Below are 9,797 nucleotides of genomic sequence, written 5' to 3'. Positions count from 1 at the left end.
GTCATGCGAAAACTCATTACAGCACAAAAAATTCAATACGAGTCTACGAGTTCACGAATCTACGAACAATGCACAAGACTGCACACCCTTCGTAAACTCGTAGACTCGTAACCTCGTAATGAATTTTCACTTCTAAAGCCATGGCACCAGGCTATAAAGAATCACCATAGAGGATAAGCAACTCAAGCTTATGGTGACACACTCTTGCCAACCTCTCCTCGGGCTCATCATAAATATAATGCAATATAAAGAGAGATTTTAATTTTGATTATTATATGCAGTCAGTTTATAAGAAGTTGGACAGGGATAAATAATGGTAATTTTGGGGGTATGGAATTAAAGAATGGTATGGGAGAATGTTTCAAAAGAAAAGGGTTTAGTGTGGGGTGTTGAATGCTGTTTGAGTGCTCTCAAGCCAACATTCAAACGAACACAGTGCACAGATAACGACATGGTGGGAACTTTTCTTCTTTTAGAAAGAATATATTCCCTGTATTTCTCTATCTCTTTTAATCCATCTTCTGGATAAAATATCTCAAAAAATCCAGATTTCAGTATCTTGGCAGTTAATTGAGTCATCTTTAAGGAGGGCAGATATCAGAACATTCGTATCAACTACAATCCGTACTTTTTCTTTGCTTCCTTCCATGCTTCTTCCCTTACTTTTTCTAGTTCTTCTAAATCCTCTTCAGTTAAGGAAAGCTCTTCCTTAGATTTCTCAAAGAGAGCCCATTTCAACTCTTCCTCTTTTATAACCTCTTCAATTCTCCTTTTAATAACTTGAAGAGGTATGTTGTTAGGAATTTGTACTTTTATCTCAGGCACCTCATTCACCACATGATATTTTTAAATCAGGACAATTTAAACATAACACATGCTCTAAAGAATACTGTTAGGATGAGCTGATGGGTAATACCAAAAACCTTATCTTGACAGGGAGACCAAAAATTTTTAAGTGGGTATCTACATATCCACATAGGGAGATGGTTATGAGGTTGCCAAAGATTGAGGAGCCGATTGAAATAAAGGAATTCATCAGGAATACTCGGAGAAGTATGGGGCCAGAGAGTAACATTGATTGGGATTCCTTGGCAGTATGGACGTTTAACAAGCTTCCTAAGTTTCTGTGGGATGCTTGGAAGGACCAACTCAAGCAGCACGGAATTAAATGGCAGACATTTCTTAAGATACTAAGGCTTCATACTGATGATTTCATTAAATGGGCAATTTACGATAAAATATCTTGGGGAGAGGTTCTCAAAAGATTGACTTCAACTATTGAACAGTATTCGCAGGGTGATATCGAGTGAAGACTCTTGATGATTTCATGGGTACTGTTAGGATAAGGTGGTTTTGTTGAAGATAACGCCAAAACACTCATCCTAACAGTATCGGGTGAGGCGCATGGTTGTAATAATTGATAATACTACCCGAAAAGTTGCTGACTATATTAAAGAACACCTAAAGAAGAGTAAAGAGGCGAAATTTGCATTAGGTTACTTCTTTTTAAGTGGGTGGGATCTAATAAAAGAAAGCATGCCTGAAAATCCCAAAAATGAATTCTTAAAAATTATAATGGGAGATGAGACAACAGAAGGAACAGCCAAAGAAATTGAAAAAGGATACAAGCTAAAACTAAAAACTCAGCTTATGGAGGAGTTATCTGAACTAAAAGATAAAGGAAAACTGAATGAACTTTATAATCTCATAAAGGATAACAAAGTGAACATAAAAATATATAACAATGGAAAACTCCATGCAAAGTTGTATTTGTTCTTAGAACATCCTGAAGAGTTATGTAACGAACTTGGAAGTTCTCCAGGAGTTGCAATAGTTGGTTCCTCAAACTTTACAAGAGCTGGTTTAGCAGAAAATAAAGAGCTCAATGTTTTGTTTACAGATAGGGAGGCAATTATAGAATTAAACAAATGGTTCGATGAGCTTTGGATGGAGAGTGAAGACTTTAAAGAGGAGCTTTTGAGGATACTTAAAGTTGGTCAAAAATCCGGAATTAATATTGGAAAGTTTGTAACACCAGAGCAACTCTTCAAACTACTCGTGTGGAAATGGTTTGATGGAAGGATTGAGCCGATAGAAAAGAGAGACATCTTAGCTGAATTTCAGCTTATAGGCGTTATTAATGCGATTGATATCATAAATAAGCATAATGGGGTTATTATTGCTGATTCTGTTGGTCTAGGTAAGAGCTTTATTGGGGCAACTATAATTGAAGAATACATGCTGGGCAAGCTTCCTCAGTGGGATCCAAACAATTATGGAATTAAAAAAGAGAGAAAAGTATTGTTAATACTTCCTCCTTCACTTATTCCTCAATGGGAGCATTTGTTGTTCCATAGTGGTTACTTCTTCTCCGGAAGGGTATGGTCAAAGCAGGTTCCATCCAAAACTGAGAGATACAAGACTTATGAGATTTACCAGAAAGTTGCAAATGGCGTCGTGAAGCTTGGTGAAGTCAGCTTAATGTCGTTGGGGATATTCAGTAATTTAAACGAGAGCGAAATTAAAGAAATGGGCTTGAACTATGAATATGACCTAATTCTGATTGATGAGGCCCACAAATTCAGAAATAGACAAACAAAGAGATGGAAGAATGCTCGTTTGCTGAGGTTCAAAGATGATGAGAAGACTTTCCAGAACAAATTCATCTTGCTAACTGCTACACCGTTAAACAACACGATATGGGATATCTACAATCTAATTAAGTTGTTCTCGGATGACTTCTTCTCGACTTTCAAGGAAAGGGGGAGAAACGTGACTCAGCTTTTCAATGAATTCAAAGAACTGAAGAAAAAGTGGAAGGAAAATCCAAAATATGAGCCCGAACTCCGTAAAAAGGCTCAAGAAATCAAGGAGAAAGTCCTCGATGAAGTTATGATACTGAGGACTAGGAGGTATATTCAGGAGACCTTTAGGGAGGGTGAAAAAATAAAAGTCGGTGACAAAGAATTGCTGTTCAAGGAGCCGGAGCCTGAAAAAGTTACATACACCGATGTCCCGGCGTATAGGGAGTATGAGAGTCTTCTAAAAGACATAGAAAAATACTTTGAAGCTCTTGAGTTTGCATATACAAAGATTTATACCAGTGGGTATGTAATAATTGGGAATTCAAGCTCCTCACTATTTGAGGGGGAGCCTGAGGAAGTTGAAGAAGAATTTGTCCGGGTTCCAATCAGCACGATACTAAAGCTATTGATTGCAAAGCGTCTTGAGAGCTCGATATTTGCATTTGAGAGGACCCTAACAAAAATGTATGAGAAAAACAATCAGTTCTATCAATCCTTATCAAGACTGGCAAAGAAAATGAACCTCTTAACTGTGCAACAGTTCATTGAAGAGCTGGATAAAACTGGAAATGAACTTCTCAAGATCGCTGGAAAAGACGATGTCCAGGAGATTCTTGAGGAGGAAGGCATTTCTTCTGAGGAGTATCGCTATCCCCCTAAATTAAGGATGTTATTAAACATATTATCCAAAGGATTTGGAGATGACGTTGAAGCTAGCCAACTGCCATTGCCCAAGTTCCGGGACGAGAATGAATTCTATGAACATATTAAAAGTAGGAATGGGCTTATCCAGAAGCTCAGACTGGGAATAATGAGAACCGTTGAAGCGCTCAAGAAAGATAAAGAAATAATGGAAAAACTGAAAGAGAGAATTGAGGCAATCAAAATCAAAGATAACGGAAGACCCCGTGTTATTGAGGAAGTTGCAAGTGAAGAAGGCCGCTGCCCAATATACGAGTATAGGGATCCAAAACTTGAAAAGTTAAAGGAGCTGATGTATAATGAGCTGAAGGGAAGGAAGTACATAATATTTACTCAATATAAGGACACTGCTGTTTATCTCTATCATACAATTCGTAAATGGGCGGAAAGACAAGGCTCAACCTTAACATATCTCTTCGATACAAAACGTGGGAGACTAAAAATAGGATTAGTTACAGGAGAACTAAGCATTGAAGAGAAAGAGAGAATAATAAAGCGTTTTGCCCCGATGGCAAACAATGGGTCAGATGTCGTGGAGAAATACGGCGAAATTATGGTGTTAATTTCAACGGACTCTTTAAGTGAAGGTGTCAACCTGCAGGATGCCGATGGGGTCATTAACTATGACCTACCATGGAACCCAATGATAATTGTCCAGAGAGTCGGAAGAGTTAACAGAATTGGAAGCACGAAAGATGTCTTTGTTAAGAACTTTGTTCCAGTTCAAGAGATTGAACTGTCTTTGGGCTTGTTGGCCAAATTACAGGAGAAGATTAAGGACATAACTTTACTGATTGGAAAGGAGTTCTATATCCTGAGTCCAGATGAGGAAATATCAATTGAGACTTTTGGTGAGAGGCTGAAGAGCTTCGCCGAATTAAAGCTTAGCCAACTTGAGGAAGTCTCAATGGGTGAGGATTTCAAGTTTATTAGAGGTGGCATCCCCGACGAGGTATTGGCAGAGTTTGAACTCCTTGACTTTGTTCAAAATAAATTAGGCTTAAAAAAGGAGGACTTTGAAGATATTCAGCCCCTTTTGAAATCAAGGAGCCCCATTTATACTTTGGTTGGGGGAGGCACCCTACTTGCAGTCTTTGAGATTTATAGGGGCAAAAAGAGAGTCGGTAAGAAAGTTGTTGCCTATAGGGATGGAAAAATTGAAGAAACTACTTGCAGAGAATTTATGAAATTGTGGAATGCTAAGCTAGTTTCCTCAGAGAAAGAACCGGACTTTGGTGAGCTCGCTGAACTTCTTAACAAAGTCGACACTCTATTCAGGCATGAAATTTTGCCAAAACATAGGGGATCACTTAAGCAAAAAGGACTCCTTGGTAGGTTGTATGAGTACTTGAAATATCAAACAAAGCAGAAAAGGTTCGATAAGACTATAGACGAAGAAGAGGTAAGGCGTGCAAAGACTTATCTTGGATGGGCCGAATTAAACACAAAAGAAATTAAGGAATTTAAAGAATTCCTCCTTAGAAAAGGAGCCCTAAAAATAAAGGGGAACAAACTCGAGCCCTCCAATTTTCCGTTACTTGTCAGAAGTATCTTGGAGTATTTTGGCAGTAGTGAAATCGATAAAAAACTGACTTACAAAATAATAGGGTGGTGGTATTGATGACTGCAATTGAAAAACTATTAACTTATGATAACTTTATCAAATACCTAAAAGAAAAAGGGTATAGGGAAACAGAACCTGGAGTCTTTGTTCTTAACGAGGAAGGGGAGGAAGTTGAGCTTTTGGTGGTAAGAAAAGGTGATAAATACAAGGAAGCAGTTTCTAGTCTAAAGAAGGAGCTTGAGGAACACACATACATAGTTGAGAGTAGGGAAGGGAGAAAAGAGTATGGCATCCTCTTTGTCGACAATTACGTTGTCTTCATGCGGAGAGTCATGGAAGGGCTAACTCCAAAGATTGAAGTACTCAAGAAGTCGTTGGACAGAATAACGCCTGCCTTTAAAAAGAAGTTTAAGGAGTGGTTGAGGGATCCATCAGACTGGGACAATTGGGAAAAGCTATTTGATAGGAGTGATGTTGTTGAGGAATTCTACCTGCTCTTCTCAAAGGCAAGGGAGAACCTGCTAAAGAACATAAGGAGGCTTACTGACGATGAAGCTAGGGAGGAGTTTGCAGATACATTGATGATGCAACTACTCATAGTCTGGTATCTCCAAGAGAAAGGCTTTCTTGATGGGAATCAGAAATACCTCGTTGAGCGGTTTGAGGATTATAAGAAATACGGATTCAACAGCTTCTATGAGTTCCTGAAGTGTCTATTCAAGAAAATGAGTGATACTCAAATAAATGGTTCCTCTAGCTGTGATAGTGTAAACCTTGGGGATATTATAGTTACAGGTCCGGCACCATTTCTGGAATCAATAGGAAAATATGACAATGTGGAAATCCCGGATGATGTATTCTACAAAGAAGGACAAACTGAAGTGCTCAAGAGGAAAGACCCAAGGAGAATAAGTGACCCTGCAGAAGTCCCAATCCTAAATCTATTTGAAAGCAGGGACTGGACAGAGGGTGGTGAAATTGATAACATCGTATTGGGCTCAATATTCGAGAAACTCATGACCAAAGACTTGCAGAAGGGAACTGGGGCATATTACACCCCAAAAGAGATTACGGAATATATTGCCAAAGAGACCGTGGAACCATATTTGCTTGATAAAATCAACGAGAAGTTTGGAACTGAGTATAAGAGGTTAAGTGACTTTTTTGAAGAGTGCAAAAGAATGGTACAAGAAGGCAGAAAAACTGAATGCGAAGAGAGGCTTAGATTCCTGTTTAATACAATGGGGGGCATTAAAATCCTTGACCCAGCTTGTGGAAGCGGACACTTCTTGGAAAGGGCCGTTGAAGTGTTAGTAGAGATTTATGAGAGAATTAGGGATATAGTCAGGGATTTTGACCTAAATAGGGATGGATTCACAATTTTGGTGACTGATGAGAATGGCAATCTTAAAACCATTAACCTGCTCGACATCGAGGATGAAGATGAGTTTAAGATGAACTTAAAGTTCTACATAATTGTTTCCAGAAACATCTACGGCGTAGACATCAACAAGAGGGCAGTCGAAATCGCTAGGGCTAGATTGTTCATCAGCATTGCCGAGCACTTCAGAAGGGGTAAGCGCTATGTGAGATTCCCCAACGTTCATTTCAATTTACGCCAGGGCAACAGCTTAATTGGGTTTATTGATGTTTCACCATTCGAGAAGATTATAGAGAAAGCTGAGAAGAAACAAATCCAACTAACACTTGAGGGGTTCCTTAATAAACCAAAAGTTAAGCCCTTAGAAGAAAAACGCCGCACTAGGATTGGATACCTTGGATTCTATGACTCCATCAAGAACAAACCTGAGCTCAGGAAATACTTTGAGAATATGGATAAAAAGCTTGGAACAAAAGTCATGAAGCTAGCTGAAAGGATTCTCGAGTACAGGGATAGGACACTGTCTGGGGACATAGTTCTTGATGTCCTGAAGTTCAAGTCAGAGCTGAACAAGGTATTGTTAGTGTCGCTTAACTCAGATGTCGTCCTTGAGATTGCTGAATTGATTGAGGATATAAACAGGGTCTTTGATAGATACCTGACTGAGGAGCTTATAAACTACCTCAGGTCTAAGGGAGTGGAAGTGACTCTAGAGATTCTTGAGAATCCTCAGACTGAGAAGGAGCTCAGGGAAGGTAAAAAGCTTGGACACTTCCACTGGATTCTCGAGTTCCCGGAGGTCTTCTTTAAGTTTGATGGTACTGGTGAAGGAAAGTACAGAGGATTCGACATCGTCATAGGGAATCCACCGTATGGGGAGATAAATAAAATAATAAAAGACAAAGATACCGCAATATTAGCCTCGAAGATTTACAGAGAGTTATACAAGCACCAGAACGATGGTAGAAAGGTTAACATTTACAAGGTCTTCCTTGAACGTACAAGCCAACTGATTGAAGATGGTGGATATTTTGGTATGATATTTCCATCGCCGTTCCTAAACGATTCGACCTCAGTTTCCTTGAGGAGGAGTATGTTTGAAGATTACACCGTGAAGAAAATTCTCGAGTTTCCAGAGAAAACTGGAGTTTTCAGGGGCAGTGGTGTTACACAAGCAGTGTGCATAGTAACGTATGCAAAGAGAAAAAGCAATGATTACGAATTCGAGCTGAGAACGAATATTGGAAAAGATAAAGTAAAGGACCTTTCCTCATTAACTTTCATCAAAGTCAAAAAGTCTGCCTTAGCAAAATTGACTCTCAATGAATACGTTATTCCTCTAGTAACTTCTCCGAAAGAGTGGGAAATACTAGAGTTCTTAGCAAAATTCGATAAAGTAAACTCACTTGATCCAATTGTAAAGCAAGGAGATATCAATGAGACTAAGGATAAAGAATTCCTAAGCGATACACCGGATACTCCCAAGGTCCTCCTCGTGAAGGGAATACACTTTGACAGGTTCTTCGTTAACCTTGACCCCAACGGGCCGAAGCCGAGATGGGTAAAGAACTTCACGAAATTGGGACAGAAGTACCCTAACGTACTCCAGCAAATGAAGGAAGAGCGTTTAGGATGGAGAGCAGTTGTAAATAAAGCATTAATACCGAGATTGAGGTTTGCGTTAGTTCCAAAAAATGTTGTATTGACTCATGCTCTTGATTTCATGATAGTGAGGGATACCAAAATAAGCTTGAAGTATCTATTAGCATTATTCAATTCCCATTTACTTGACTGGGTATATCACATGTTTTCGGCATCTAATAATGTAACAATGCCCGAAATCAGAAGGTTGCCAATAGTCGTTCCAAGCCAAAACGAGAAGAAAGTTCTTGAAACGATAGCCGACTACCTAACGTTCCTCAGGTATATGAAGTACGAGGACGAGAATGAGAAATTCTTCAAAGAAGCCTTTGAACAGTTTGACAAGCTCAAAGACTACATTGTTTATGAGTTATACTTTAGAGATGTCTTATACCCTAAGCTTGGAAGTTCCCTCTTAGATGCAATTTCGGGGCTCTTGAAGGAAATAGAGTTTGACAAGTGGATTGACTTGTATCACAGAAAACAGCTTGGAAAGCTCACCGATGAAAAAGAGTTCCAAGAACTTACTGAAAGAAACGTTGAAGCAATTAAGGAAGTCTATAATGCTTTAAAGGAGAACTCAGAAGTTGAGCAATTAGAGAACACCATTAACCAGCACGAATGGGTTAAAATAATTGAAGCGAGATTCTCGAAGAATAACAATCAAGGATAGTGAGATTCCTATTTCGGTTTTTTCTTTGTTTTAATCGATACTGTTAGGATGAGCTGATGGGTAATACTAGAAACTTTAGTGGTGAATGGTGTATTTGTAATAGGGGAGAGAAGTGGAGAAAAGGTTAGAATGATAAAATGATGCAAGCATAAAATAATAAAAGGATACAATGATAAAATAATCTACTCAAACTTTAATCTTTTCCCTGAGTTTCCCTTCTCTTCCTCAACACATCCCAAAGTTCAAACTTGGGATTATCGAAACGAGACTCGTAGAGAATCCAAGAAATAGACCTCGTAGGCTAATCAAACTCACAAAAGACTGGAGAACAGTCTTTGAAGAACTCCATGACAGAACGAAAGAAGAGCTCTTCGAAAAGTGGGAAGATTTAGAGGAACTCTAAGCTCTTCTCCAGCGGCACAAAGAGGAACCTCTTTAAAACTAAGTTTTCGCCTTCTTTTTTCTCTACCTTGGCCAAGAATTCCAGCTCAAAGAGCGCACCCTTCCCACTCAACAAAGCCCTTGCTAACTCCCTAAGCTCTCTGCTAGTGTATTTCCGAGCCTCATTGCCAATAAAAGTGAGCTTCCTGTCCTCACGCAGTACTTCCCTCAAAAGCTCATGATAAAGGGCCACAGTGTAAAACTCATTCAAAACGACGTTATCCGCTTTCACAGGGGCAATTTCATTTATTGAAAAAGTCTGCGCTAGATTAGCCCACATGTTAAGAGCCTTCTCCACCTCTTTCTCAATAATATAGAATGTCTTGTCAAAGTTTATGTAAAGAGCGTCTGGAATGACTCGGGCAAAAGAAGAACTTGTTATAGTCAAGGTTTTAGATGGAAGCTTCCTAGATACAATAGAATTTAAGGTTCAGCAATCACCAATGATCCCGCAAGAGGTTTAGGGTTACGAGGTTACGAAGAATGTGTAAATGAATACAATTGGGCGTTTTTCGTAACTTCGTAACCTTGGACTTATTAAACCAGTTCAGGATTATGCTCTAGCAGTGAGCAAAAGGTCTTATCGTAAAA

General features: G+C 39.1%; 5 protein-coding genes. 3 read left to right on the top strand and 2 right to left on the bottom strand.

The window, feature by feature from the left end; genetic code table 11:
* Positions 1-615 precede the first annotated feature (615 nt).
* Entirely contained in the window at positions 616-825 is a 210-nt protein-coding gene (locus tag E3E24_RS12420; protein WP_167916112.1) for a hypothetical protein, read from the bottom strand.
* Positions 826-983: 158 nt separating this feature from the next.
* On the opposite strand from E3E24_RS12420, the gene E3E24_RS12415 reads away from it, so the two are divergent.
* From E3E24_RS12415 to E3E24_RS12405, 3 genes are all read left to right on the top strand, one after another.
* A complete protein-coding gene (locus E3E24_RS12415; protein WP_167916111.1) occupies positions 984-1,310 on the top strand; it encodes a hypothetical protein in 327 nt (108 codons plus the stop codon).
* A 94-nt stretch (positions 1,311-1,404) separates the two neighbouring features.
* Entirely contained in the window at positions 1,405-5,127 is a 3,723-nt protein-coding gene (locus E3E24_RS12410; protein WP_167916110.1) for a helicase-related protein, read from the top strand.
* Positions 5,127-8,765, top strand: a complete 3,639-nt coding sequence (locus E3E24_RS12405) for an Eco57I restriction-modification methylase domain-containing protein (protein ID WP_167916109.1) — start codon at positions 5,127-5,129, stop codon at positions 8,763-8,765. Before E3E24_RS12410 ends, E3E24_RS12405 begins: the two co-directional genes overlap by 1 nt.
* Positions 8,766-9,153: 388 nt before the next feature.
* Here the strand turns inward: E3E24_RS12405 and E3E24_RS12400 are convergent, their stop codons facing one another.
* Positions 9,154-9,504: a hypothetical protein gene (locus tag E3E24_RS12400; protein ID WP_206205354.1), complete on the bottom strand. Its 351-nt coding sequence runs from the start codon at positions 9,502-9,504 to the stop codon at positions 9,154-9,156.
* Between the last annotated feature and the right edge of the window lie 293 nt (positions 9,505-9,797).

This window comes from Thermococcus sp. LS2 (genome assembly GCF_012027375.1).
Lineage (GTDB): Archaea > Methanobacteriota_B > Thermococci > Thermococcales > Thermococcaceae > Thermococcus_B.
The sequence above is the reverse complement of the archived record's forward strand: the minus strand, read 5'-3'. Positions and strand labels throughout refer to the sequence as shown.